Genomic DNA, 25,556 nt, shown 5'->3' on the forward strand with positions numbered 1-25,556 from the left:
TTTCGCTGATTTTTGCCTTGTCTAGCCTTCGCTCGCCGACTTTTCAGAAGGCCTAGTCAATTCACCGTCATGCCTCACGCAACGACGCCCCCGGCGAGCCATCGCCGGGGGCGTCGTCGTTCCAGAGTGTGCCGCTGCGTCAGTGGCGGTGCCGGGACAGGGTGGCGGAGGGCGATTCGCCGAACAGCCGGCGGTAGTCCCGAGCGAACTGCCCCAGATGGTAGAAGCCCCAGTCGGCGGCCGCCTGGCTCACCGTGGTCTCGGCCTCGGGCTCGCACAGGCGACGGCGCACCCGGTTGAGGCGCGTCAGGCGCAGGAACTGGATGGGGCTGACGCCGAGGATGCTGGTGAAGCTGTAGCGCAGGGTGCGCTGGCTGACGTGGGCGATCTCGCACAGTTCCTCGAGGCTGACCGGCGGCGTCGCGCCGCTCTCCAGGTGGTCGCGGACGCGATCCACGACCCGGCGGCGGTGGCGATAGCTGGGCGGGCGCTCGGTGTTGGGCGTCTCCTCGCGCAGGATATCCTGCAGCGCCAGGCCGAGGATGTCCTGATGCACCCGGGGCTCGAGTCCTTCGCCCTCGAGGCCCAGCAGGCGCTCGATCAGGAAGGTCGTGGCCTGGCGCGTCTGGCGCGGCAGCTGCAGGCGCATCAGCCGCTCCGGGTCGGCGTCCAGCAGCGGGCGCGCCGCCGCGCCGCATGCCCTGGCCAGCCACTCGCGGCCGACCACCAGCCCGTAGATGCCGAACGCATCCGGGGTGACCAGCTCGAAGTCGTGGCCGCCGGGCTGGCACATGATCTCCCGCTCGCCGACCCGGTGGCCGTTGATGCGGCAGTCGCCGGCGGCGGCGGGGATGCCGATCCACAGCGAGTCCGGCCAGACGTTGCACTGCTGGCCCAGCGCATGGCTGGTGTATTCCTTGAACACCTGCATCGCCGGCAGGTGGATCTCGTCGATGCGGCCATAGAAGCCGCCCTGGCCGAACTGGTCGTACTCCTGGGACCAGTCGGTCAGGTTGTGGGCGTGTTCGTTGGCGTCCCATGCCTCCCACATGCACTTCCTTGGTGCACGCTCGGTGGTTCGACCCTCTGATGGCACGCGTCGTCACTCCTTCTGCCCCGGTCCTGGCGGTGATACGTAGGGCAAGATGTTGTTTCAATTTAATTATTCTGTTTTTGCCGGAAAACGATAACGCCCGCGAAGCGTCGTCGATAGGCTTTTAGAAAGCAAGTTCCGTTCCGGCGCCTCGCGGCGGCCCGAACGCTCGACCAGGAGACGCTCATGGCCCAAGCCTATCACCATACGCTGGGAAGCCGGCACTATCGCTTCGACAGTCTCGCCGAGCTGATGGCCAAGGCCACGCCGGCCCGCTCCGGCGACCGGCTGGCCGGGGTCATCGCCGATTCCGCCGAGGAGCGGGTGGTGGCCCAGATGGCGCTGGCGGAGCTGCCGCTCTCGACCTTCCTCGAGGACCATCTGGTGCCCTACGGCGAGGACGAGATCACCCGCCTGATCGTCGATACCCACGACGCCGATGCCTTCGCGCCGATTCGCCATCTGACGGTGGGTGACTTCCGCAACTGGCTGCTGAGCGATCTCGCCACGCCTGAGACGATCGCCCGGGCGCGTGCCGGCATCACCCCGGAGATGGCCGCCGCGGTGAGCAAGATCATGCGCAACCAGGACCTCATTCTCGTCGCCCGCAAGTGCCGGGTGACCACCGCCTTTCGCAACACCATCGGCCTGCCCGGGCGGCTCTCCACCCGGCTGCAGCCCAATCACCCCACCGACGACGCCACCGGCATCGCCGCCAGCCTTCTCGACGGCCTGCTGTACGGCAACGGCGACGCGGTGCTCGGCATCAATCCGGCCACCGACAACGTCGCCCAGAGCATCAAGCTGATGACGCTGATGGACGAGGTGATCCAGAAGTATTCGATTCCCACCCAGTCCTGCGTGCTGACCCACGTCACCAACACCCTGGAGGCGATCGAGCAGGGCGCCCCCGTGGACCTGGTGTTCCAGTCCATCGGCGGCACCCAGGCCACCAACGAGAGCTTCGGCTTCGATCTCGCTACCCTCGGCGAGGCGCGGGATGCCGCCCGCAGCCTCAAGCGCGGCACCGTGGGCGACAACGTCATGTACTTCGAGACCGGGCAGGGCAGCTCGCTGTCCGCCAACGCCCATCACGGCCTCGATCAGCAGACCTGCGAGGCCCGCGCCTATGCCGTGGCCCGCCACTTCGAGCCGCTGCTGGTCAACACCGTGGTCGGCTTCATCGGCCCCGAGTACCTGTTCGACGGCAAGCAGATCATCCGCGCCGGCCTCGAGGATCACTTCTGCGCCAAGCTGCTCGGCGTGCCCATGGGCTGCGACATCTGCTACACCAACCACGCCGATGCCGACCAGAACGACATGGACAATCTGCTGACGCTGCTGGGCGCGGCGGGCTGCACCTTCATCATGGGCATCCCCGGATCCGACGACATCATGCTCAACTATCAGACCACCTCCTTCCACGACGCCCTCTACGCGCGCCGGGTGCTCGACCTGTCACCGGCCCCGGAGTTCGAACGCTGGCTCGACGAGATGGCGATCTTCGAGGACGTGGCCCGCCACCGCCCCAGCGGCCGGCTGCCCGACGCCTTCGCCCGTCCGCTGAGCCGCCTGCCCGAGGGAGGTGTCCGATGAGCGATGCGACTCCCACCCACGGCGTCACCGACAACCCCTGGCATCGGCTGCGCGAGTTCACCGACGCGCGCATCGGCCTCGGCCGCGCCGGCACCAGCCTGCCCACCCGGCGTTCGCTGGAGTTCCAGCTGGCCCATGCCCGCGCCCAGGACGCCGTGCATCTGCCGCTGGACGTCGAGGCGCTGTGCCGCGACCTCGACGGCCTGAAGACCGGCCGGCCGATCCATCGCCTGCACAGCCGGGCGGCCGACCGCGAGACCTACCTGCAGCGTCCTGACCTGGGACGACGCCTCGACGAGGCCTCCCGCGAGCGGCTGGCCGAGGCCGACGAGGCGCCGCGTCCCGCCGTCGACCTGGCCATCGCCGTGGTCGACGGGCTGTCGTCGCTGGCCGTGCAGCAGAACGCGCCGCCCTTCCTCGAGGCGCTGACCCAGGCACTGGCCGAGGCCGACCAGGACTGGTCGCTGGCGCCGCTGACGGTGGTCGAGCAGGGTCGGGTGGCGATCGGCGACGAGATCGGCGAGGGCCTCAACGCCCGCGCCGTGCTGGTGCTGATCGGCGAGCGTCCGGGGCTCAGCTCGCCGGACAGCCTCGGCCTCTACCTGACCTGGGGACCGCGGATCGGGCTGAACGATGCCGCCCGCAACTGCATCTCCAACGTGCGCCCGGCGGGCTTCGTCTTCGACGAGGCCAGCCGCCGGCTGATGTACCTGCTGCGCGAGGCGCGGGCCAAGGGCCTGTCCGGCGTGCAGCTCAAGGATCGTACCCAGGACGACGTCATCGAGTCCTCGGGCGGCGTCCAGAACTTCCTGATCTCCTGATACCGGCGGGTGTCGCACCCGCCATGCTCCATCGCGACCTCCAACGACATTGCATAACAACAGCGCAAAGGTGACTCGATGAACGACGCGAACCTGGACCAGGACTACCTGGCCAAACGACAGCTGAAGAAGGGCAGCGCCGGCTGGCTGCTGCTGGCCGGCCTCGGCGTGTCCTACGTGATCTCCGGCGATTTCGCCGGTTGGAACTTCGGCATCGCCGAGGCGGGCTGGGGCGGCTTCGTCATCGCCGCCGGCCTGATGGGGCTGATGTACTTCGCCCTGGTGCTGTCGCTGGCCGAGATGTCGGCGGCGATTCCCGCCGCCGGTGGCGGCTACAGCTTCGCCCGCCAGGCCATGGGGCCGGCCGGCGGCTACCTGACCGGGCTGGCGGTGCTGATCGAATATGCCCTGGCGCCGGCGGCCATCGTCATCTTCATCGGTGCCGCGGTGGAAGAGCTGCTGGGGCTCAACGGCCCCGCGGTCTATGCGCTGTTCTACGCGGTGTTCATCGGCATTCACCTGACCGGTGCCGGCGAGGCGCTCAAGGTGATGATGGTGATCAGCGGCCTGGCGGTGTTCGCCATCCTGGCCACCGCCCTGGCGCTGTTCGGCGTCTTCGATGCGCGCAACCTGTTCGACATCGCGCCCACCGACGCCGCCGGCGCCAGCGCCTTCCTGCCCTTCGGCTGGGCCGGGGTGTGGGCCGCGCTGCCGTTCGGCATGTGGCTGTTCCTGGCGGTGGAGGGCGTGCCGCTGGCCGCCGAGGAAGCCAAGAATCCGGCCCGTGACGTGCCCCGCGGCATCATCGGCGCGATGCTGTTCCTGCTGGTCACGGCGGTGCTGGTGGTGGTGCTGCTGGCAGGGGCCGCCGGGGCCGGCGCCATCGGCGCAAGCGGCGTGCCGCTGGTCGATGCACTCAAGGCCGCCGATCATCCGACGCTGGCCACCCTGGTCAACGTGCTGGGCCTGGCCGGGCTGGTCGCCTCCTTCTTCTCGATCATCTACGGCTACAGCCGCCTGGTGTTCGCCCTGTCGCGGGCCGGCTATCTGCCGAAGATGCTGTCGCTGACCAGCCGTCGCAAGGCGCCGACCTGGGCGCTGGTGGTGCCGGGCGTGTTCGGCTTCCTGGTCTCGCTGAGCGGCGAAGGCGACCTGATCCTGGGCATGGCCGTGGTCGGCGCCACTGTGTCCTACGCGCTGATGGCGCTGAGCCATATCCTGCTGCGCCTGAAGCGTCCGGAGCTGGCGCGCCCCTACAGGACGCCCGGTGGCATCCTGACCTCCGGGGTGGCGCTGGTGCTGTCGCTGGTGGCGCTGTCCGGCGTGTACGCCTTCGATCCGCGGGCCTTCATCTACACCCTGGGGCTGTTCGCGGTCGGCGCGGCCTACTTCTTCCTGTACAGCAGGAACACCCTGGTGGCGAAGACCGCCGACGAGGAGTTCGCCCTGGTGGCGGACGCCGAGGAGAGCCTCGAGGCCAGCCCTGCCGGCTGAGCGTGAGGACCCGCCGCCAACGCAACGGGGCCGCCCAGATGGGCGGCCCCGTTGCGTGGTGGGCAGCAGAGACGATGGCGCCTAGATCGGACTCGCCACCGTCTGCAGCGAGTGCCTGGGCGAGTCGGCATAGACCAGGCTGATCAGGGTGTCGCCGCGCTTGGGCGACAGGCCGGTCTCGCCGGTCGCAATCCTGAGTCGTCCGCTCGGGCCGATGCACAGCATCGGCAGCCAGCGACCGGCGTGGGCCTGGCGCTGCGGCTCCATGCGGAACTTCTCGCCGCAGCGCTCCAGGCGCACCTCGCCGCCTTCCGCCACCAGGCGCGACAGCTTGGCGAAGGTCACGTCGCGGCCGAACAGCAGCGGCAGGTGATCCAGCGCCTGGCCCTGGGGGCGGTTGCCGCGCCGGCCCTCGTCCACCGCCAGGCGGAAGACCCGGTCACGGCCCAGCAGGTGCTCGAAGTGCAGCGCCGCCAGGTCGTTGAGCTCGCGGTACGGCGAGAGCGGCAGCAGATAGCCGATGCCGCTGAGCTCCAGGTGCTGGGCGGCATGCTCGGAGAGCGGGTCACCGTAGTAGGTGGTCAGGCCCTCGTTGCGGGCCAGCTGGATGGCGTCCCAGCTGCTGTCGGCCAGCACCACGCTGACGCCGGCGTCGCGCAGGGTGCAGGCCAGCTGACGCGCCACGGCGTTGGCGCCGATGATCAGTACGCCGTTCGGGGAGGGGCGCTGAACGCCCAGCCAGCGGGCCAGGGGGCGCGACAGCAGGCTCTGGCTGACCACGGTGCTGATGATCACCAGGAAGGTCACCGGCACCAGCATCTCGGCGCCGGGCATGCCTTCCTCTTCGAGGCGCAGGGCGAACAGCGAGGCCACGGCGGCGGCCACGATGCCGCGCGGCGAGATGAACGCCAGCAGCGCCTTCTCGCGCCACGCCAGGCCGCTGCCCAGGGTGCACAGCCAGACGGACAGCGGCCGGGCGACGGCCACCAGCACCAGCAGGAAGACCCAGGCCGGCCAGTTCAGCAGCGCCAGCTGTTCCACGGTCAGCCGTGCGGCGAGCAGCAGGAACAGCCCCGAGATCAGCAGCACCGAGAGGGTTTCCTTGAACTCGATGATGGGGCGGGTGGGCACGCCGCGCATGTTGGCCATCCACACGCCCATCACCGTCACCGTCAGCAGGCCCGACTCGTGGAACAGCTGGTTGGACACGGTGAACAGCGTCAGCATCAGCATCAGGGTGCCGAAGCTGTGCAGCTGGTGGGGCAGCCAGTGGTGGCGGAGCATGAGGCCCCAGCAGTAGCCGCCGGCGATGCCCAGACCGAAGCCGATCAGCGCCGTCTGGCCGAACAGCGCCAGGGTATGGGTGGCCGCCTCGCCGCCGGCGCCCAGGGCCACGAACTCGTAGACCAGCACCGCGCCGATGGCGCCCATGGGATCGATCAGGATGCCTTCCCAGCGCAGGATCTGGGTCAGGTGCTCGCGGGCGCGAAGCGTTTGCAGCATCGGCAGGATCACCGTGGGACCGGTGACCACCAGCAGCGCACCCAGCACGCTGGCCATCTCCCAGGAGAGGCCCAGCAGCAGCCGTGCCGCGACCGTGGCGATGACGCCGGTGATCAGCGCGCCCCAGGTCACCAGCCGGCGCACCGTGCGGCCGTGGCCGCCCAGCTCGCGGAAGTTCAGCGTCAGGCTGCCCTCGAACAGGATCACTGCCACCGCCAGCGACACCAGCGGGAACAGCAGTTCGTCGAACAGCGCATCGGGGCTCAGCAGGCCCGTGACCGGGCCGGCGGCGATGCCGGCGACCAGCAGCGTCAGGATGGCGGGCAGCTTCAGCTGCCAGGCGAGCCATTGGCAGATCAGCGCCAGCAGGCCGATCATCGCCAGGTCGAAACCGGCATGCTCCATGGTCGTTCGCTCTCTCGTCAGGGTTGGGGTAAAGGGCGCGCAGACTAGCGCTGCCGACCCCGACATGCAATCGATGGAAGCGATGAATCACGTCGATAACGCGTCATCGTCGGAAAAGCCACGGCAGCAGCGTCAGTATGGCGCCGATCAGCAGCATGCCGGTGAGGGGAACGTAGAAGTGGGTGTGGCCGCGGCGGATCAGGATATCGCCGGCAGCTGCCCCAGGGGCAGCCGGCCGAGCCAGGGCCACGGCAGCCCGGCGGCGACCGGCAGCAGGCCGATGACGATCGGCGTGCGTGACATGATCTCGCCTCCGGGCCGGGGTGAGGTGCGGCCGCGCTCAGGTGGCCCGCTTGAGCGCGGTAAGAAGCCCCTGCAGCGGATGGGGCAGGGCGGCATCCGAGAGCCGCCTGGCCTGGCTGCGGCAGGAGTAGCCGCTGGCCAGCAGCCGTCCGGCGTTGGCCGGGTCCTCGACCTTGGGCTGCCAGGACTGGGCGTAGATGGTCTTCGAGGTCTCGAGGTTGCGCGCCTCGTGACCATAGGTGCCGGACATGCCGCAGCAGCCGGTGGCGACCACCTCGAGCTCGAGGCCGAAGGCGGCGAACAGCCGCTGCCAGGCCCTGGGCGTGCCCGGGGCATTGGTCTTCTCGGTGCAGTGGGCGAGCAGCCGGTAGCCGGGGTCGTCGAGGCGGGCGCCCTGCGGCGCCAGCTCGGGCGCTCGCTCTGCCAACCGCTCACTCAGCCATTCGGGCAGCAGCTGCACCTCGGGCACGGCCTCGGCGCCCAGCGCCTTCACGTATTCCTGGCGGTAGGTCAGGGTCATCGCCGGGTCGATGCCGACCAGCGGCACGCCGGCCTCGGCCAGCGTCCGCAGGCGCTCGGCCTGCTTCTCGGCGGTGCGCTCGAAGGCGCCGAGGAAGCCCTGCACGTGCAGCGGCTTGCCGTTGGGCGCGAAGGGCGCGACGAACACCCGCACGTCGAGGCGCTCGAGCAGCTCGACCACGTCCATCACCAGCCGGGACTCGAAGTGGCTGGTGAAGGCGTCCTGCACCAGCACCACGCTGTTGGCCTTCTGAGCCGCGGTGAGTCGGCCAAGCGTGGTCGGCGTGGCCTCGGGCACGCCCCAGGCCTCGAGCTGCTTGTCGAGGCGCGCCCGGGACAACCGGGGGCTGTCGACCATGCCCACGGGGCCTGCCAGCAGGCGGCTGATCCAGCGGTTGCCCAGGGCGGCGTTGTAGAGCGGCGCGACGCGGGACAGCGCCGGCATCATGAACTCCAGCCCGCCGATCAGGTAGTCGCGGGGCGGACGCAGGTAGCGGCCGTGATAGACCTCGAGGAACTGCGAGCGGAAGGTCGGCACGCTGACCTTCACCGGGCACTGGCCGGCGCAGGACTTGCAGGCCAGGCAGCCCGCCATGGCGTCGTAGACCTCGTGGGAGAAGTCGTCCTCGCCGCGGCGTTTGGCCAGGGTGTTCTTCAGCTTGCCGGGGAAGGCCTTGAGCGCGCCCCAGGCGCCGCCGCGTCGGGCGTCGCGCGAGGCCTCGAGCACGTCGACGCCGGCCTCGCCCTGCAGGCGCAGCCATTCACGCATCAGGCTGGCGCGGCCCTTGGGCGAATGGATGCGCTGGCGGGTGGCCTTCCACGACGGGCACATGGCGTCGTCGGGGTCGTAGTTGTAGCAGGCGCCGTTGCCGTTGCAGTAGACGGCGTCGCCGTGGGCCTGCCAGACCCGCTCGTCGATCCGGCGGTCGTGCTGGCCGCGGGTCGGCACCCCGTCGATGGCCAGCAGGCCCGGGTCGACCCATTTCACGGCCTGCTCGTCGTCGTCCGGCGTTTCGTTCTCTTCGAAAGGCGTCGCGATCTTGCCCGGATTAAGCTGGTTATGCGGGTCGAAGGCGCCCTTGAGCCGCTGCAGGCTCGGGTAGAGCGGGCCGAAGAAGGCCGGGGCGTACTCCGAGCGCACGCCCTTGCCGTGCTCGCCCCACAGCAGGCCGCCGTATTTCTGCGTCAGCGCGGCGACCTCGTCGGAGATCTCGCGGATCATCGCCTCCTGGGCCGGGTCCTTCATGTCCAGCGCCGGGCGCACGTGCAGCACGCCGGCGTCGACGTGGCCGAACATGCCGTAGGCCAGGCCGCGGGCGTCGAGCAGGGCGCGGAACTCGGCGATGTAATCGGCCAGCTGCTCCGGCGGCACCGCGGTGTCCTCGACGAAGGGCAGCGGGCGCTTCTCGCCCTGGACGTTGCCGAGCAGGCCCACGGCGCGCTTGCGCATGCCGTAGACCCGGGTGATCGCCGCGCGGCCCACGGCCTGGGTGTAGCCCAGGCGGGTGACGCTGTCGTCCTGGGCGAGGTGCTCGCAGAAGGCCGCGACCCGCTCACTCAGGCGCTCGGGATCGTCGTCGTTGAACTCGACCAGGTTGATGCCGTGGGTCGGCGTGTCGCCGGTGTCAGGAAAGAACTCGCCGACGCTGTCCCACACGAAGTCCTGCTGGGCCAGGCCCAGCACCTTGTCGTCCACCGTCTCGATGGACGTTGGAGAGGCGGAGCTCGCCATCAGCGCCTTGGCGTCGCGCAGGGCGTCCATGAAGCCGGCGTAGCGCACGTTGACCAGGGTCGAATGCTTCGGGATCGGCAGCACGTTGAGCACCGCCTCGCTGGTGAAGGCCAGCGAGCCCTCGGCGCCGCACAGCACGCTGTTGAGGTCGAACTTGCCGTCCTCGGTGCGCAGATGGGCGAGATCGTAGCCGGTCAGGCAGCGGTTGAGCGGCGGGAAGGTGTCGCGGATGCGCTCGCGCTCGGTGTCGATGATCTCGCGGGCCATGCGATGCACCCGGCCCACGGCGTCGTCGCGCTGGCACAGCGCCTCGAGCTCGTCGTCGTCCACCGGGCGGGTGACCAGGCGCTCGCCGCCGAGCAGCACGCTGTCGAGTTCGAGCACATGGTCGCGGGTCTTGCCGTACTCGCAGCTGCCCTGGCCGCTGGCATCGGTGGCGATCATGCCACCGAGGGTGGCGCGGTTGGAGGTGGAGAGCTCGGGGGCGAAGAACAGCCCGTGGGGCTTGAGCGCGGCATTGAGCTGGTCCTTGACCACGCCGGCCTGGACGCGCACCCGGCGCGCCTCGACGTCGATGTCGAGGATGGCGTTCATGTGCTTGGAGACGTCGACCACCAGGCCGTCGGTCAGCGACTGGCCGTTGGTGCCGGTGCCGCCGCCGCGCGGGGCGAGCGCCACCCGGCGGAACTCGTCGCGAGCGGCCAGCCGGGCCAGGCGCTCGAGATCCTCGGCGTTGCTGGGATAGATCACCGCCTGGGGCAGGCGCTGGTAGATCGAGTTGTCGGTGGCCAGCACCGTGCGGTTGGCGTAGTCGGGGGCGATCTCGCCCTCGAAGCCGGCGTCCTTCAGGGCCTCGAGAAAGTGCAGGTAGGGGGCGTCGGAACGGTCGGAGGCGCTGAGGCGCCCGGTGTCCAGTCTGGCGATCATGGCGTTTTTCGGTCGCTGTCGCTGCCGCGCACGGCAGGGGAGAAGGAATCCCCTACTGTACCGCGACGGGCCGCGACACGCATCCTGGCGCGTGGCGCCGGGGCGGGCTTTTGCCTACAATGGCCGCCTTGCGTTTGTTGATTTCACCGACTGCGACGGACCGGATTCCATGCTCGATCCCAAACTGCTGCGCGGCGACCTCGAGATGGTCGCCCAACGACTGGCCACCCGGGGCTTTGCCCTCGATACCGCTCGTCTCGCCGACCTCGAATCCCGGCGCCGGGAGCTTCAGGCCGAGACCGAGCGCCTGCAGAACGAGCGCAACACCCGGTCCAAGGCGATCGGCAAGGCCAAGGCCGCCGGCGAGGACATCCAGCCGCTGCTCGACGAGGTCAGCGATCTGGGCGAGCGCCTGGATGCCGCCAAGGCGCGCCTGGCCGAGCTGCAGGCCGAGTGGGACGAGCAGATCAGTGGCCTGCCGAACCTGCCCCACGAGAGTGTCCCTCAGGGCGACAGCGAAGACGACAACGTCGAGCTGCACCGCTGGGGCACGCCGCGCGGCTTCGACTTCGAGGTCCGTGACCACGTCGATCTGGGCGCCCGGACCGGCCAGCTCGACTTCGATCTGGCGTCCAAGCTGACCGGCGCCCGCTTCGCGGTGATGCGCGGCACCATCGCCCGCCTGCACCGCGCCCTCACGCAGTTCATGCTCGACAAGCAGACCCTCGAGCACGGCTACGAGGAGTGCTACGTCCCCTACATGGTCAACGATGACTCGCTGTACGGGACCGGCCAGCTGCCCAAGTTCGGTGAGGACCTGTTCCGCCTTGAGGACGAGCGCGGCTATCGCCTGATCCCCACCGCCGAGGTGCCGCTGACCAACTTCGCCCGCGACGAGATCCTTGAGCACAAGCGGCTGCCGATGCGCCTGACCGCGCACACGCCGTGTTTCCGCAGCGAGGCCGGCTCCCACGGCCGCGATACCCGCGGCATGATCCGCCAGCACCAGTTCGACAAGGTCGAGATGGTGCAGCTGGTCGAGCCCGAGACCAGCTACGACACCCTGGAGGAGATGCGCGGCCACGCCGAGGCGCTGCTGCAGGCGCTGGAGCTGCCATACCGCGTGGTGACCCTGTGCACCGGCGACATGGGCTTCGGTGCCGCCAAGACCTACGACCTGGAGGTCTGGCTGCCGAGCCAGGACACCTACCGCGAGATCTCCTCGGTCTCCAACTGCGAGGACTTCCAGGCGCGCCGCATGCAGGCCCGCTTCCGTCATCCCGACGAGAAGAAGCCGCGGCTGCTGCACACCCTCAACGGCTCCGGCCTGGCCGTGGGCCGCTGCCTGATCGCGGTGATGGAGAACCATCAGAACGCCGACGGCTCGATCACGGTGCCCGAGGCGCTGCGGCCCTACCTGGGTGGCGTCGAGACGGTTAACGTCTAAGCGCCGAGCTAGAAGGTAAGCGCCGAGCGACAAGAAACCCCGAGGGTTGAGCCTTCGGGGTTTTCTTTTGCTTCAGGCGATTTCAGGCTGTCGACCTGCAGCTTGCAGCTTGCAGCTTGCAGCTTGCAGCTTGCAGCTTGCAGCTTGCAGCTTGCTCCTTACGCCTCACTCCTCACCCTGTGGCCCCTCGATCTCCCAGCTGACGCTGACCGCGGCGTCGATGGAGAGGGTGCCGGGGCGGTACTCGGTGGCGCCGCCGCTTTCCCGGGCGTCGGCACTCATCGCCATCATTCGCGGCTGAAAGACCGGCGCCTGGTTCTCGCTGACCGACAGCACGTCGCCCAGCGTGACGTCGAGGGTGCCGGCCATCAGCTCGGCCTTGTGTTTCGCGCGCTGAAGGGCCTGGCTCAGGGCCTCGTCGGTGGCCGCGTCGCGATCGGCGAGGTCGTAGGTGACGCCGTCGAGGGCGTCGACGCCGGCCTCGGTCAGGGCGTCGAGAATCGTCGGCAGGCGGTCGAGCTCGTGGATCTCGACTTTCATGGGCCGTTCGAGGCGGGTGCGCGCGAGCGTCTCGGTCTCGCCGTCGGGGCCGCTGGATTCGCGAATCCTCTCGGGCTGCACGCGCAGCGAGCCGGCGCTGATGGCGTCGCGCTCGACGCCGGCCCCCTCGAGCGCCTGAATCAGCGTGGCGGCGCGCTCCTCGAGCTGGCTGCGGGCCTGGCTCAGCGCCAGGGCGTCGCCGCCGCTGGCGTCGCGCTGGGCGATCGCCGGCGTGCGCTCCCACAGCCGGGCGTTGAGCGTGGCCTGGTCCGGCACCACCTCGAGTTCGGCGCGGGCCTGGACGTCGAGGCGATGCGGCGCGGGCTGGCCATTGGCCGCGGCGGCCATCGGCAGCGTGGCAAGGGTCAGGGCGAGCAGGCCGCCGGACAGGCGGGCACCAGGGCGAAGCGAATGGCGGTCGAGGCGCATGACGTCTTCCTTGTTGGCGAGGGATTCGTCCGCTTTGAGCCGTCAGACGCGCCCGGGTTCCTGAGCGCCGGCCGATTCCTTCGAGCTTGCACGATGGCGCCACCGCGCCGCGTTGTGTGGCGGGGCGTCAGGCGTCATGATGGCGGTCCTTTCAATGGTGGAGTGGGCGGCATGGCGGCACCCGAGAACGATACCCCGAGCAGTATCCCTCTCAATCTGACGCTGGCGCTGGCTGCCCTGGTGGTGATCGTCGCCGGCATGCGGTTGGGGTCCAGCCTGCTGGTACCGTTGCTGCTGTCGCTGTTCATCGCCGTGGTCTGTACCGGGCCGGTGCACTGGCTGAACCGGCTGGGCCTCGGCCTGCGGCTCTCGGTCTGGCTGACGCTGGTGGTGATCGGCGGGCTGATCTCGCTGCTGGGCCTGCTGCTGGTCAACAGCGTCGGCACCTTCGTCGATGCCCTGCCGGGCATCGAGGAGAAGCTCAATCAGTATTACCTGAGCCTGCTCGATGGCCTGGCTAGCCTGGGGCTGGCCATCGACACCGATCGCCTGGCCGAGCTGATCGACGCCCAGCAGCTCGGCGACTGGCTGCCGACGGTGCTCGGCCAGGTCGGCAACCTGATGATGCAGAGCGTGGTGGTGGCGCTGCTGGTGATGTTCCTGATGTTCGAGACGCTGAACTTCCGCGACAAGGTCTCCCGGGCGCTGGTCAACCCGGCGCCCAGCCTGCGTCGCTTCCAGGAGTTCAGCCTGACCCTGAAGCGCTATCTGGCGGTGAAGACGGTGATCAGCCTGGCCACCGGGGCGCTGATCTGGTTGGCCTGCAGGCTGATCGGTGTGGAGTTCCCGCTGCTGTGGGCGGTGCTGGCCTTCTCCCTCAACTATATCCCCAACATCGGCTCGGCCATCGCCGCGGTGCCGCCGGTGATGCTGCTGCTGGTGTCGCCGGAGGGCGGGGTGGTCAAGGCGGTGATGCTCAGCGGGGCCTATCTGGGCGTGAACTTCGTGCTCGGCAACCTGGTCGAGCCGCGGGTCATGGGGCGTGCCCTGGGGCTTTCCACCTTCGTGGCCTTCCTGTCGCTGGTGGTGTGGGGCTGGATCTTCGGCGCGGTGGGCATGCTGCTGTCGGTGGTGCTGACCATGACCCTGAAGATCGCCCTGGACAGCCATCCCCAGACGCGCTGGATCGCCCACCTGCTGGGATCGGGCAGCGCGCCTCTCGAGACCGCCAATCGTCCTCCCTCCGAGCGTCGTCAGGGCAAGAGCCGGGACCGCGGCGACGACTGACCCCAGACGACGACGCCCCGGCCGGAGCCGGGGCGTCGTGGAGACCGCAGCCTGGGTCGATCGATCAGGCGTTCTGGTCGATGAACTGGGTCAGCTGGGACTTGGACTGGGCGCCGACCAGAGAGGCGACCTTGGCGCCTGACTTGAACAGCATCACGGTGGGCACGCCGCGAACGCCCTGTTCGGCGGCGATTTCCGGGGCGTCATCCACGTTGATGCTGACGATCTTGAGGCTGCCGTCGCGTTCCTCGGCGACCTCGTCGACCACCGGTGCCATGACCTTGCAGGGGCCGCACCAGGGGGCCCAGAACTTCAGCAGCACCGGGGTGTCGGCGTTGAGCACTTCCTGCTCGAAGTTGGCATTGGTGACATCGACGTTGTTGGCCATGGGGATTCTCCAATTACTGCATTGCGCATCATGCGCGGATGGTCTGGGCATGCTCTCGGGCATGCTGGGTGGCTCGATGTTAGCGGTCGGTTAGGATGCTGGCAAATCCCGCGTTTCAGCGTGGTGCCTCGTCCCCGGGCGTGTGTCGGTGGGTCTGCTATGCTATAAAGTAATTATGGATGATATTCTTATTTCACAATGGTCTTTACGCGGCCGGGCGAGCCAGGGGGAGAGGCAGGCATGAAGCTTCAGCAGCTGAGATATATCTGGGAAGTCTCGCGTCACAATCTCAACGTCTCGGCCACCGCCCAGAGTCTCTATACCTCGCAGCCGGGCATTTCCAAGCAGATCCGCCTGCTCGAGGACGAGCTGGGCGTGGAGATCTTCGCCCGCAGCGGCAAGCATCTGACCCGGGTCACCCCGGCGGGGCAGGCGATCATCGACCTGGCCGGCCAGGTACTGCGCCTCACCGAGAATATCAAGCACGTCGCCCAGGAGCATAGCGACGAGCGGCGTGGCAGCCTGTCCATCTCCACCACCCATACCCAGGCGCGCTACGCGCTGCCGCCGGTGATCCGCGATTTCACCCGCAAGTATCCCGACGTCGCCCTGCACATGCAGCAGGGCACGCCCAAGCAGATCGCCCAGATGGTCAGCGAAGGGCAGGCCGATTTCGCCATCTGCACCGAGTCGCTGGAGCTGTTCAACGACCTGGTGCTGCTGCCCTGCTATCGCTGGAACCGCTGCCTGCTGGTGCCCCGCGATCATCCGCTGGCGGCGCTGGAGTCGCTGACCCTGGAAGCGCTGGCCGAGTACCCGCTGGTGACCTACGTGTTCGGCTTCACCGGCCGCTCGCAGCTCGACGATGCCTTCCGTGCCGAGGGGCTGACGCCCAATGTGGTACTGACCGCCGCCGACGCCGACGTCATCAAGACCTATGTGCGACTGGGCATGGGCGTGGGCATCGTCGCCCACATGGCGGTGGATCCGGAGCTCGATGGCGATCTGGTGGCGCTGGATGCCAGCCACCTGTTCGAGAGCTCCACCACCAAGATCGCCATCCGACGCGGCACCTTCATGCGCAGCTTCATGTACGACTTCCTGCAGGGCTTCGCCGATCATCTGGATCGCGAGCTGGTCGATGCCGCCCTGGCCGCCGGGCCGCGTCACGAGCAGGCGCTGTTCGACGACATCGAGCTGCCGGTGCGCTGAGGGCAGGCTTCCTTGCCGCTTGAGCTCAAGGGCCGAGCCGCGCGTCGGCTGTCCGGCGGAGGCGCGGAGGCCGGCCCTTCACCAGGGCCACGCACCGGTCGGGGGCGTTCGGTCCAATAAAGCGCCGGCGCCCGTCCAGATGGACGGGCGCCGGCGTTGGCGTTCACGGTCGGCTCAGTGCTGCAGGTGCAGGCCGCACTCGCGCTTCTCTTCCACCTTGGTGGGGTCGAAGTAGTCGAACTCGTTGGGCAGGCCGTGGGCTTCCAGGTACTGGTACATGTCGCGGGCGCTCCAGTGCAGCAGCGGGGCGATCTTCAGCAGGCCGTCGGCGTTGCGGCTGACCGGGTCCATCTTGGCGCGCTCCGGGGTGTCCTCGGCGCGCAGCGCGGTGAACCAGACGTCCGGGGCCATCTCGCTCAGGGCACGATGGAACGGCTCGAGCTTGACCTCTTCGGTGAAGGCCTCGTGGCGCGGGTCGTCGATGCCCGGCATGGGGCCCTCGACGGCCTCGCGGTGCGCCCGGGTGCGACGCGGAATGTAGCTGACCAGGTTGAGGCCGAGCTGCTTCACCACCGCATCGGCGAAGCGATAGGTGGCTTCGGTGTTGTAGCCGTGGTCCATCCATACCACCGGGATGTCCGGGCGCACCTGGCTGACCATGTGCAGGATCACCGCCTCGAAGGGGCGGAAGTTGGTGGTGACGATCGGTCGGGCCCCCTGTTCCAGGGCCCAGCGGATCAGGGCCTCGGGGTCCTGGCCCAGGTCGCGATTGATGGCGTCGAGTTGCGGCTCCATGAGCGCCTCCCAGAATGATGGTGTTCTCGTTGACGCTACCCTAGCAGAGCCGCCATGAGCGGCCCCAATACCGATTGCTTGGGTGTTTATTCCGCTAAGAATTAAAGGCGGATTTCTTTATTCCATGACGGCTTGTTCCGGCGGGGTGGGCGAGGGCTTCTCGGGAGGCGTCAGTCGGGGTCGCTCAGCGCCGCCATCAGATGGCGGATCTTGTCCAGGGTCTCGGTATATTCCGCCTCGCCCTCGGAGTCCGCCACCAGGCCGCCGCCGCCCCACAGGTGCAGCCGGCCGCGGTCGGCCACGGCGGTGCGGATGGCGATGGAGGTGTCCATGTGGCCGCGCACGTCGACGTAGCCGAGGCTGCCGCAGTAGGCGCTGCGCGCCGAGGGTTCCAGCTCGTCGATGATCTGCATGGCGCGCACCTTGGGGGCCCCAGTGATCGAGCCGCCGGGGAAGGCGGCGGCCAGCAGCGCCAGGGGCGAGTGCTGCTCGGCCAGCTCGCCGGTCACCACGCTGACCAGGTGATGGACGTTGGCGTAGCTTTCCAGCCCGCACAGCTGGGGCACTCGCACCGTGCCGGGGCGGCATACCCGCCCCAGATCGTTGCGCAGCAGGTCGACGATCATCACGTTCTCGGCGCGATCCTTGACGCTCGCCGTGAGCTCCTCCTCCAGCCCGCGGTCCTCTTCCGGCGTGGCGCCCCGCGGCCGGGTGCCCTTGATCGGGCGCGTTTCCACCTGGCCCTCGGCGCAGTGCAAGAAGCGCTCCGGCGACATCGACAGGATCGCCTGCTGGCCCCATTCGAGGAAGCCGGAGAAGGGCGTTGGCGTGGCCTGGCGCAGGCGGCGATAGGCCGTCCACAGGTCGCCCTCGTAGGGCGCGCTGAAGCGCTGGGCGAGATTGATCTGGTAGCAGTCCCCGGCGCGGATGTAGCGCTGCACGGCGTCGAAGCGGGCCAGGTAGTCGTCGCGGCTCATCTCCGCCGCGAACTCGCCGGTCAGCCGGAACCCGCCGTCGTGGGCCTGGGGAGCGTCTCGAGCGTCGGCCGCCGCGTCCAGCCAGCTCAGCACCTCGGTGCGGCGTTCCGGCGTGGCGACCAGCCAGGCCTCCCGGCGGTCGTGATCCTGGATCAGCGCCCAGTCATAGAGGCCGACCCGGGCCGCCGGCAGCTCGGCCGCGGGGCGGGCACTGCCGGGAATCGGCTCCAGGCAGCGGCCGAGGTCGTAGCTCCAGTAGCCGATCAGTCCGCCGAGGAAGGGCAGTTCGCTGGCGGGCACGTCGCGCGGCAGCCGCTCGAGCAGGGCTCGCTGGGCGTCGAAGGGCGCCAGGTCCGTGGGCGCATCATCGCCGTGGCAGCGGCCCTCGGCGTCGACCTCCAGCACGCTCAGGGGGTCGCAGGAGAGAATGTCGTAGCGGCCACCCGGGGCGGCGGGGCGGCCGCTGTCGAGCAGCACGGCGCCGGGACGATGGCGCAGGGCGGCGAAGGCGGCCAGGGGAGCGTCCCGATAGGGATGGGGGGTGATCTCGAGTGGTGATGTCATCGATGCGGTTTCCCTCGTCAGGCGGCACATTCTAGGCGCCACGAGGGGCTTTGTCCCGTCGCCGCATGGTCGCTCGACGACGGGGTGTCCCTGCCGGCGTCGTTGGACGGGGCGACGCGCCGGGTTGTTTACAACCAAAGGGGGATAGGTGCGATCATGGCGCGTATTGACCCCTGAGACGGCACTGGCTAGAGTGCCTACATCCCTTGATTGTCGACAATTAACATGACCAACGCCCAGACACCATCGGTTCAGACGCCCGAGGTCCGCACCCTGGCGGAGCGCGTCTTCCAGCAGCTGCAGGACGCCATCGTCCGCGGTGAGCTGGCGCCGGGCAGCAAGATCACCGAACCCGGCCTGTCGAGTACCTACGGCATTTCCCGTGGGCCCTTGCGCGAGGCGATGCGTCGCCTCGAGGCGCACCGGCTGATCGAACGGGTGCCGCACGTGGGGGCTCGGGTGGTGAAGCTCTCGATTCAGGAGCTGCTCGAGCTGTTCGACGTGCGCGAGGCGCTGGAAAGCATGGCGGCGCGGATCGCCGCCGAGCACATGACGCCCGAGGAGATCGCCGGGCTGCGCGAGGTGCTGGCGCTTCACGAGCGGCAGAGCGACCTGAGCCGCGGCGAGGCCTACTATCAGCGCGAGGGCGACCTGGACTTCCACTACCGCATCGTCCAGGGCAGCCACAACAGGATGCTGATGGGCATGCTGTGCGATGACCTCTACTACCTGGTGCGGCTGTATCGCACCCAGTTCAGCGCCAGCGGCTCGCGTCCCCAGCGGGCCTTCGTCGAGCACCACCGCATCGTCGATGCCATCGAGGCCGGCGACGCCGAGCTCGCCGAGCTGCTGATGCGGCGCCACGTCAGCGCCTCGCGGGAGAACGTCGTCGAGCGCTACGCCGCCGTCCTCGAACAGGAACAGGAGGCCGCTGACCAGGCCTCCGCCACCGACCGGAGAAACCCATGACCCAAGCGACGCCCGGCGCCCGTTTCCGCGCCGCCCTCGAGGCCAGTCGGCCGCTGCCGATCGTCGGCACCATCAATGCCTACACCGCGATGATGGCAGAACGCGTCGGCCATCAGGCGATCTACCTGTCCGGCGGCGGGGTGGCCAACGCCTCCTTCGGCCTGCCGGACCTCGGCATGACCACCATGAATGACGTGGTCGAGGACGCCCATCGCATCTGCGGCGCCACCGACCTGCCGCTGCTGGTGGACATCGACACCGGCTGGGGCGGCGCCTTCAACATCGCCCGCACGGTGAAGGAGATGCAGCGTGCCGGCGTCGCCGCCGTGCATCTGGAGGACCAGGTGGCCCAGAAGCGCTGCGGTCATCGACCCAACAAGGCCATCGTCTCCCAGCAGGAGATGGTCGACCGCATCAAGGCCGCCGCCGATGCGCGCCTCGATCCCGACTTCTACCTGATCGCCCGCACCGATGCCTTCCAGAAGGAAGGGCTCGAGGCCGCCATCGAGCGTGCCAACGCCTGCATCGAGGCGGGCGCCGATGCCATCTTCGCCGAGGCCGTGCATACGCTGGACGACTACCGCGCCTTCTGCGAGCGCCTCGACGCGCCGATACTGGCCAACATCACCGAGTTCGGCGCCACCCCGCTGTTCACCCAGCAGGAGCTCGCCGAGGTCGGCTGCCGCATGGTGCTCTATCCGCTGTCGGCCTTCCGCGCCATGAACGCCGCGGCGCTCAGGGTCTATCAGAGCATTCACGATCAGGGCCACCAGCGCGACGTGGTGGACCAGATGCAGACCCGCGAGGAGCTCTACGACTTCCTCAACTACCACGACTTCGAGCGCAAGCTCGATGCGCTCTTTGCCGACAAGGGCGAGGACGCATAAGCGCGTCCCGAACCGTCTTCCAACAACAACACCACGCCAAGCTCACGCAGCAAGAGGAGAGACACCATGGCAGACAAACCGATCGGCGGCGCCGGCCTGCGCGGTCAGAGCGCCGGCTCCACCGCCCTGTGCACCGTCGGCAAGAGCGGTGCCGGCCTGACCTACCGTGGCTTCGACATCAGCGAACTCGCCGACAAGGCGCGCTTCGAGGAAGTGGCCTACCTGCTGCTCAAGGGCAAGCTGCCCAACCGGGAAGAGCTCGATGCCTACATCGCCAAGCTCCAGGGCCTGCGCGGCCTGCCGCCGGCGCTGAAGGCCGTGCTCGAGCAGATTCCGGCCGATGCCCACCCCATGGACGTGATGCGCACCGGCGCCTCGATGCTCGGCAACCTCGAGACCGAGGAGAGCTTCGATCAGCAGCAGGACGTCGCCGACCGCCTGCTGGCGGCGCTGCCTTCGATCATCTGCTACTGGTATCGCTTCAGCCACGATGGCGTGCGTATCGAGACCGAGACCGACGACGCGTCCGTGGGCGGGCACTTCCTGCACCTGCTGCGCGGCGAGCCGGCCTCCGAGCTGCACGCCCGGGTGATGAACGTCTCGCTGATCCTCTACGCCGAGCACGAGTTCAACGCCTCGACCTTCACCGCGCGGGTCTGTGCCTCGACCCTCTCCGACATGCATTCCTGCGTGACCGGGGCCATTGGCTCGCTGCGCGGCCCGCTGCACGGCGGCGCCAACGAGGCCGCCATGGCGATGATCGAGCATTGGCAGTCGCCGGAGGAGGCCGAGCGCGAGATCCTCGGCATGCTCTCCCGCCGCGACAAGATCATGGGCTTCGGCCATGCGATCTATCGCGAGTCCGATCCGCGCAACGCCATCATCAAGAAGTGGTCGAAGCAGCTGGCCGAAGATGTGGGCGACAGCGTGCTCTATCCGGTCTCCGAGCGCGTCGAGGCGGTGATGTGGCGCGAGAAGAAGCTGTTCTGCAACGCCGACTTCTTCCACGCCAGCGCCTATCACTTCATGGGTATTCCCACCAAGCTGTTCACCCCGATCTTCGTCTGCTCGCGGGTCACCGGCTGGTGCGCCCACGTCTTCGAGCAGCGCGAGAACAATCGCATCATCCGCCCGAGCGCCGACTACACCGGGCCGGAGCATAGCGAGTGGGTGCCGATCGAGGAGCGAGACTGACGCTTCAGTTCGATGCCCGGCATGAGCATCGCCGGGGACAAGTCTGCGCGAGGGCGCTGTGAACCCATCCCTGGGCGCTACCGACGCCATCCATGGCGTAGGACCCTCGCTTCGCCTTGTCCCCGGCTTCACTGCTGCTTCCGGCGCGTCCTTTCCTGTCCACGACCCGATCCGAGGGTGGCCACGCCATGAATACCGATTACCGCAAGCCCCTGCCCGGCACCGGGCTGGACTACTTCGATACCCGCGAGGCGGTCGAGGCGATTCGCCCCGGCGCCTACGATACCCTGACCTACACCGCCCGAGTGCTGGCCGAGCAGCTGGTTCGCCGCTGCGAGCCGGGCCTGCGCGACGCCGCCCTCGAGCAGATCATCGACGGCAAGCGCGACCTGGACTTCCCCTGGTACCCGGCCCGCGTGGTCTGTCACGACATCCTCGGCCAGACGGCGCTGGTCGATCTGGCCGGACTGCGCGACGCCATCGCCGAGCGCGGCGGCGACCCGGCCAAGGTCAATCCGGTGGTGCCGACCCAGCTGATCGTCGACCACTCCCTGGCCGTGGAGCATGCCGGCTTCGAGCAGGACGCCTTCGAGCAGAACCGGGCGGTGGAGGATCGCCGCAACGAGGATCGCTTCGACTTCATCGACTGGACGCGCACCGCCTTCGAGAACGTCGACGTCATTCCCGCCGGCAACGGCATCATGCACCAGATCAACCTGGAGAAGATGTCGCCGGTGGTGCAGGCGCGCCCCGATGAGAATGGAAAGCGCATCGCCTTCCCGGATACCTGCGTCGGCACCGACAGCCACACCCCGCATATCGACTGCCTGGGGGTGATCGCCATCGGCGTCGGCGGCCTCGAGGCCGAGACCGTGATGCTGGGCCGCCCCTCGATGATGCGCCTGCCCGACATCGTCGGCGTGCGGCTGACCGGCAAGCGCAAGCCCGGCATCACCGCCACCGATATCGTGCTGGCGATCACCGAGTTCCTGCGCAACGAACGGGTGGTGGGGGCCTATCTGGAGTTCTTCGGCGAGGGGGCGGCGAGCCTGACCATCGGCGACCGTGCCACCATCTCCAACATGACGCCGGAGTACGGTGCCTCCGCGGCGATGTTCTACATCGACGACCAGACCCTCGACTACCTCAAGATCACCGGGCGCGAGCCCGAGCAGGTCGAGCTGGTCGAGACCTACGCCAAGCAGGCCGGCCTGTGGGCGGACGACCTGGCCGGCGCCGAGTACGAGCGGGTGCTGGAATTCGACCTGTCGACCGTGGAGCGCAACCTGGCCGGCCCCTCCAACCCGCATCGCCGCCTGCCGACCAGCGCGCTGCACGACCGCGGCGTCGCGGTCGATTACGCGAAGGCGCAGCAGGAAGAGCGCGAGGGACTGATGCCCGATGGCGCGGTGATCATCGCCGCCATCACCAGCTGCACCAATACCTCCAATCCGCGCAACGTGGTGGCCGCCGGCCTGCTGGCGAAGAAGGCCAACGCGCTGGGCCTCGTGCGCAAGCCCTGGGTGAAGTCGTCCTTCGCGCCGGGGTCCAAGGTCGCACGCCTCTACCTGGAAGAGGCCGGCCTGCTGCCGGAGCTCGAGAGGCTCGGCTTCGGCATCGTCGCCTACGCCTGCACCACCTGTAACGGCATGTCCGGTGCCCTGGACCCGAAGATCCAGCAGGAGATCATCGACCGCGATCTCTATTCCACCGCCGTGCTGTCCGGCAACCGCAACTTCGACGGGCGCATTCATCCCTATGCCAAGCAGGCCTTCCTGGCCTCGCCGCCGTTGGTGGTGGCCTACGCCATCGCCGGCACGGTGCGCTTCGATATCGAGCAGGATGCCTTGGGCTTCGATCCCGACGGCCAGCCGATCACCCTCAAGGACCTGTGGCCCTCGGACGAGGAGATCGACGCCATCGTCGGCGAGTACGTCAAGCCCGAGCAGTTCCGGGAGGTCTATATCCCGATGTTCGATCTCGATGCGGTGGAGGCCGCCGAGAGCCCGCTCTACGACTGGCGCCCGCAGAGCACCTATATCCGCCGGCCGCCCTACTGGGAAGGCACCATGGCCGCCGAGCGCGGGCTCAAGGGCATGCGGCCGCTGGCGATCCTGCCGGACAACATCACCACCGACCATCTGTCGCCGTCCAACGCCATCATGGCCGACAGCGCCGCCGGCGAGTATCTGGCGAAGATGGGCCTGCCGGAAGAGGACTTCAATTCCTACGCCACCCACCGCGGTGACCATCTCACCGCCCAGCGCGCGACGCTGGCCAATCCCAAGCTGTTCAACGAGATGGTGCGCGACGAAGCGGGTGAGGTGATCCAGGGCTCGCTGGCGCGGATCGAGCCGGAAGGGAAGGTCACCCGCATGTGGGAGGCCATCGAGGCCTACATGGCGCGTCGTCAGCCGCTGATCATCATCGCCGGCGCCGACTATGGCCAGGGTTCGTCGCGGGACTGGGCGGCCAAGGGCGTGGCGCTCGCCGGCGTGGAGGCGATCGTCGCCGAGGGCTTCGAGCGCATCCACCGCACCAATCTCATCGGCATGGGCGTGATGCCGCTGCAGTTCGAGCCCGGCACGACCCGTCATACGCTGGCGCTCGACGGCACCGAGACCTACGACGTGGAGGGCGACCCCGCTCCGGGCGCGATGCTGACGCTGGTGATCCACCGCAAGAGTGGGGGCACGGAGCGGGTGCCGGTGATCTGCCGCCTGGATACCGCCGAGGAGGTCTCCATCTACAAGGCGGGCGGCGTGCTGCAGCGCTTCGCCGAGGACTTCCTAGAAGGGGAAGAGAGCGAGGAGGCGACCCACGCATGACCCAGATTCGCATTCCCGCCACCTATTTGCGTGGCGGCACCAGCAAGGGCGTGTTCTTCTGCCTGGACGACCTGCCCGAGGCCGCTCGTGCGCCCGGGGCGGCCCGCGATGCGCTGCTGCTGCGGGTGATCGGCAGCCCCGATCCCTATGGCAAGCAGATCGACGGCATGGGCGGGGCCACCTCCAGCACCAGCAAGACGGTGATCCTGTCGAAGAGCGAGCGCCCGGATCACGACGTCGACTATCTGTTCGGCCAGGTGTCCATCGACGCTCCCTTCGTCGACTGGAGCGGCAACTGCGGCAATCTCTCGTCGGCCGTGGGGCCCTTCGCCATCGCCAGCGGTCTGGTCGACCCCGAGCGCCTGCCGCGGGACGGCATCGCCGAGGTGCGCATCTGGCAGGCCAACATCGGCAAGACCATTGTCGGCCACGTCCCAATGCGGGACGGTGAGGTCCTGGAGACCGGCGACTTCGAACTCGATGGCGTCACCTTCCCGGCCGCCGAGGTGGCGGTGGATTTCATGGATCCCGCGGACGGGGAGGGCGCCATGTTCCCTACCGGCAACGTGGTCGATGAGCTCGAGGTGCCGGGCATCGGCACCCTGCAGGCGACCCTGGTCGACGCCGGCATTCCGACCGTCTTCGTCGAGGCGGCGGCCATCGGCTATACCGGCACCGAACTGCAGGAGGCGATCAACAATGACCCCGAGGCGCTCGCGCGCCTCGAGGCGATTCGCACCCAGGGCGCGCTGCGTATGGGGTTGATCGCCCGAGCCGAGGAAGCGGCTCAGCGACAGCACACGCCCAAGGTGGCCTTCGTGGCGCCGCCGGCCGACTATCTCGCCTCCAGCGGCAAGACCGTGGCCGCCGAGGATATCGACCTGCTGGTGAGGGCGATGTCCATGGGCAAGCTGCATCACGCCATGATGGGTACCGCCGCGGTGGCCATCGCCAGCGCGGCCGCCGTGCCGGGCACCCTGGTCAGCAAGGCCGCCGGCGGCGGCGAGCGTACCTCGGTGTGCTTCGGTCACCCCTCCGGCACGCTGCGGGTGGGGGCAGAGGCCCGCAAGGCCGCCAGCGGCTGGACGGCGCTCAAGGCCACCATGAGTCGAAGCGCGCGGGTGCTAATGGAAGGCTTCGTTCGGGTGCCTGAAGACAGCTTCTAGGGCGGCGGGGCAGGGCGATGCCGAAACGGCATGGGCATCGTCTTGGTCCGCACGGTCGGCCGGACTATATTTGTATAGAGGGCTTGCGTGACCCCGGGAGAATCCGTAAAGTACGCATCCGCTGCCGGCGACGGGCAACGTTGCAGGCGGTGATGAGTGGCAGAAGCGCTTGTTTTTCTTGAGATTTTTCGGCGGTTGTCGGAAACGCTCGATTGACAAGGCCAGCGGAATCGGTAGAATGCCCGCCACTCGCTACGGTAGCCCGCTGAGGGCTCGATCGGATGTCGCTTCACGCTGTTGTCGCGATGGTCGGTCATCCGCTTCGCTCTCTCGAGAGCTTGAAGATCACTGGTTGACACGACGCGCCGATCACGTAGAATACGCCTTCCTTGCGAGGCACTGGCCAAGCGGCCGGGAACGCAAGATGCTCTCCCCAACACGAGTCGAGCGGCTCTTAACAATCGATCAGATAATTCATGT

At 68.4% G+C, this 25,556-nt stretch carries 19 protein-coding genes; 11 read left to right on the top strand and 8 right to left on the bottom strand.

Going from position 1 to position 25,556, the window contains the following annotated elements; genetic code table 11:
- Positions 1–139: 139 nt before the first annotated feature.
- Entirely contained in the window at positions 140–1,051 is a 912-nt protein-coding gene (locus UYS_RS0201945) for a helix-turn-helix domain-containing protein (RefSeq protein WP_016853805.1), read from the bottom strand.
- Positions 1,052–1,279: 228 nt separating this feature from the next.
- Between UYS_RS0201945 and UYS_RS0201950 the strand changes: the two genes are divergently transcribed.
- From UYS_RS0201950 to eat, 3 genes are all read left to right on the top strand, one after another.
- Positions 1,280–2,689: an ethanolamine ammonia-lyase subunit EutB gene (locus UYS_RS0201950; protein ID WP_016853806.1), complete on the top strand. Its 1,410-nt coding sequence runs from the start codon at positions 1,280–1,282 to the stop codon at positions 2,687–2,689.
- Positions 2,686–3,510 (top strand): ethanolamine ammonia-lyase subunit EutC, encoded by an 825-nt coding sequence (eutC, locus tag UYS_RS0201955; RefSeq protein WP_016853807.1) that lies wholly within the window; start codon positions 2,686–2,688, stop codon positions 3,508–3,510. Before UYS_RS0201950 ends, eutC begins: the two co-directional genes overlap by 4 nt.
- A gap of 78 nt (positions 3,511–3,588) precedes the next feature.
- Positions 3,589–5,004 carry an ethanolamine permease gene (eat, locus tag UYS_RS0201960; RefSeq protein WP_016853808.1) on the top strand — a complete coding sequence of 472 codons (1,416 nt, stop codon included), beginning with the start codon at positions 3,589–3,591 and terminating at the stop codon, positions 5,002–5,004.
- A gap of 81 nt (positions 5,005–5,085) precedes the next feature.
- Here the strand turns inward: eat and UYS_RS0201965 are convergent, their stop codons facing one another.
- The 3 genes from UYS_RS0201965 to ydiJ form a co-directional block, all read right to left on the bottom strand.
- Positions 5,086–6,912, bottom strand: coding sequence for a cation:proton antiporter (locus UYS_RS0201965; protein ID WP_016853809.1), 1,827 nt, complete (start codon positions 6,910–6,912; stop codon positions 5,086–5,088).
- A gap of 103 nt (positions 6,913–7,015) precedes the next feature.
- Positions 7,016–7,156, bottom strand: coding sequence for a DUF2905 family protein (locus UYS_RS16695; RefSeq protein WP_237738413.1), 141 nt, complete (start codon positions 7,154–7,156; stop codon positions 7,016–7,018).
- A 96-nt stretch (positions 7,157–7,252) separates the two neighbouring features.
- Positions 7,253–10,393, bottom strand: coding sequence for a D-2-hydroxyglutarate dehydrogenase YdiJ (ydiJ, locus tag UYS_RS0201975; RefSeq protein ID WP_016853811.1), 3,141 nt, complete (start codon positions 10,391–10,393; stop codon positions 7,253–7,255).
- A gap of 169 nt (positions 10,394–10,562) precedes the next feature.
- On the opposite strand from ydiJ, the gene serS reads away from it, so the two are divergent.
- The gene (serS, locus tag UYS_RS0201980) at positions 10,563–11,840 is read left to right on the top strand and encodes a serine--tRNA ligase (protein WP_016853812.1); all 1,278 of its coding nucleotides are present in this window, start codon (positions 10,563–10,565) and stop codon (positions 11,838–11,840) included.
- A 165-nt stretch (positions 11,841–12,005) separates the two neighbouring features.
- On the opposite strand, the gene UYS_RS16700 is transcribed toward serS, so the two are convergent.
- Complete coding sequence (locus tag UYS_RS16700; RefSeq protein ID WP_016853813.1) at positions 12,006–12,809, bottom strand: SIMPL domain-containing protein; 804 nt, start codon at positions 12,807–12,809, stop codon at positions 12,006–12,008.
- A 171-nt stretch (positions 12,810–12,980) separates the two neighbouring features.
- Here UYS_RS16700 and UYS_RS0201990 point away from each other — a divergent pair, with 171 nt between their 5' ends.
- The gene (locus UYS_RS0201990; protein ID WP_016853814.1) at positions 12,981–14,096 is read left to right on the top strand and encodes an AI-2E family transporter; all 1,116 of its coding nucleotides are present in this window, start codon (positions 12,981–12,983) and stop codon (positions 14,094–14,096) included.
- Positions 14,097–14,160: 64 nt separating this feature from the next.
- Here UYS_RS0201990 and trxA read toward each other — a convergent pair whose 3' ends face one another.
- Positions 14,161–14,484 (bottom strand): thioredoxin, encoded by a 324-nt coding sequence (gene trxA / locus UYS_RS0201995; protein WP_016853815.1) that lies wholly within the window; start codon positions 14,482–14,484, stop codon positions 14,161–14,163.
- 240 nt (positions 14,485–14,724) lie between these two features.
- On the opposite strand from trxA, the gene cysB reads away from it, so the two are divergent.
- Positions 14,725–15,696 (top strand): HTH-type transcriptional regulator CysB, encoded by a 972-nt coding sequence (gene cysB / locus UYS_RS0202000; RefSeq protein ID WP_016853816.1) that lies wholly within the window; start codon positions 14,725–14,727, stop codon positions 15,694–15,696.
- Between the two features lie 174 nt (positions 15,697–15,870).
- Here the strand turns inward: cysB and UYS_RS0202005 are convergent, their stop codons facing one another.
- Both UYS_RS0202005 and pabB read right to left on the bottom strand, forming a co-directional pair.
- The gene (locus UYS_RS0202005) at positions 15,871–16,491 is read right to left on the bottom strand and encodes a phosphoadenosine phosphosulfate reductase domain-containing protein (protein WP_016853817.1); all 621 of its coding nucleotides are present in this window, start codon (positions 16,489–16,491) and stop codon (positions 15,871–15,873) included.
- 170 nt (positions 16,492–16,661) lie between these two features.
- Positions 16,662–18,032: an aminodeoxychorismate synthase component I gene (pabB, locus tag UYS_RS0202010; RefSeq protein WP_016853818.1), complete on the bottom strand. Its 1,371-nt coding sequence runs from the start codon at positions 18,030–18,032 to the stop codon at positions 16,662–16,664.
- A gap of 225 nt (positions 18,033–18,257) precedes the next feature.
- On the opposite strand from pabB, the gene UYS_RS0202015 reads away from it, so the two are divergent.
- The 5 genes from UYS_RS0202015 (at position 18,258) to prpF (ending at position 25,076) form a co-directional block, all read left to right on the top strand.
- Positions 18,258–19,001: a GntR family transcriptional regulator gene (locus UYS_RS0202015; RefSeq protein ID WP_016853819.1), complete on the top strand. Its 744-nt coding sequence runs from the start codon at positions 18,258–18,260 to the stop codon at positions 18,999–19,001.
- Positions 18,998–19,888: a methylisocitrate lyase gene (gene prpB, locus UYS_RS0202020; protein ID WP_016853820.1), complete on the top strand. Its 891-nt coding sequence runs from the start codon at positions 18,998–19,000 to the stop codon at positions 19,886–19,888. The genes UYS_RS0202015 and prpB overlap by 4 nt, the downstream gene beginning before the upstream one ends.
- 66 nt (positions 19,889–19,954) lie before the next feature.
- A complete protein-coding gene (gene prpC, locus UYS_RS0202025; RefSeq protein WP_016853821.1) occupies positions 19,955–21,082 on the top strand; it encodes a bifunctional 2-methylcitrate synthase/citrate synthase in 1,128 nt (375 codons plus the stop codon).
- A 188-nt stretch (positions 21,083–21,270) separates the two neighbouring features.
- Complete coding sequence (gene acnD, locus UYS_RS0202030) at positions 21,271–23,910, top strand: Fe/S-dependent 2-methylisocitrate dehydratase AcnD (protein ID WP_016853822.1); 2,640 nt, start codon at positions 21,271–21,273, stop codon at positions 23,908–23,910.
- Complete coding sequence (prpF, locus tag UYS_RS0202035; RefSeq protein WP_016853823.1) at positions 23,907–25,076, top strand: 2-methylaconitate cis-trans isomerase PrpF; 1,170 nt, start codon at positions 23,907–23,909, stop codon at positions 25,074–25,076. Before acnD ends, prpF begins: the two co-directional genes overlap by 4 nt.
- Positions 25,077–25,556: the final 480 nt, after the last annotated feature.

The organism is Halomonas smyrnensis AAD6 (assembly GCF_000265245.1).
GTDB lineage: Bacteria > Pseudomonadota > Gammaproteobacteria > Pseudomonadales > Halomonadaceae > Halomonas > Halomonas smyrnensis.